At 67.3% G+C, this 889-nt stretch carries 1 protein-coding gene; it reads left to right on the top strand.

The features are described from left to right. Positions 1–882 (top strand): CorA family divalent cation transporter (locus ACXJKR_RS33675; RefSeq protein ID WP_457326564.1); only part of this gene is annotated, 882 nt, incomplete at its 5' end. Positions 883–889 lie beyond the last annotated feature (7 nt).

The raw sequence follows: 889 nt of genomic DNA, 5'->3' as shown, positions 1-889 counted from the left end.
TCCTGGTACGACATGCTGGTTTTCCGCCGCCTCGCCGCGGCGCCGGGCAGCCAGGATCTCTTCGTCGATGACGAGCACGGCACGCTGGCCTCGGCGCAGCGCGCGCTGCGGGCCATCGACACCAGTCCGGTCGGCTTCGCCGTTTTCGACCGTGTGCTGATCACTGTGCACCCCACCGACTGCCAGGTGCGCGAGTTCTTCGCCCAGAAACTGGACCGCCTGACCGAAGGCCGCGAGAAGCGCGACGCACGCGGCGGCGCCCGCCTGCCAGCCAGCCCGGCCGACCTGATGCTGCGCATGGTCAACCACATGGTGGACAGCTATCTGGAGCTGCGGCGCCTGCTGACCCGCCAGCTCGGCACGCTGCAGCGCGTGCTGCTGGACCAGAGCAGCGAGTTCGATGACTGGCCGCTGCTGCTGGAGAGCCGCGATGCCCTGCACCGGCTGGAGGACACCTGCGAAGACCAGCGCGCAGCCATCCAGGAGTGGATAGACGCGCTGGACGAATGGCCGGTCGACGGCGACCCGCAGGTGACGCGCGAGCGTGAGCTGCTGCGGGTGCGCTCACGCGACGTGCTGGAGCATGTGGAGCGGGTGCTGACCCATGTGCGCCGGCTGGAGTCCTCGGCCGAGTCGGCCGTGCAGATGCACTTCAGCGCCCTGGGGCATCGCACCAACAGCATCATGCGCACGCTGACGGTACTGACAGCCATCTTCCTGCCGCTGAACCTGATCACCGGCATCTTCGGCATGAATTTCGAATGGATGCCGTTGATCAAGAACGCCAACGGCTTCTGGGATGCCGCCCTGCTGATGCTGGCCGTAGCGCTGGGGCTGTGGTTCCTGTTCAGGCGCAAGCGCTACCTGAGCAGCAGCCGGTAGGTCGACC

The organism is Roseateles sp. P5_E11, assembly GCF_054049355.1.
Note: the sequence above shows the minus strand (reverse complement) of the source record. Positions and strands in the feature narration are given on the sequence as shown.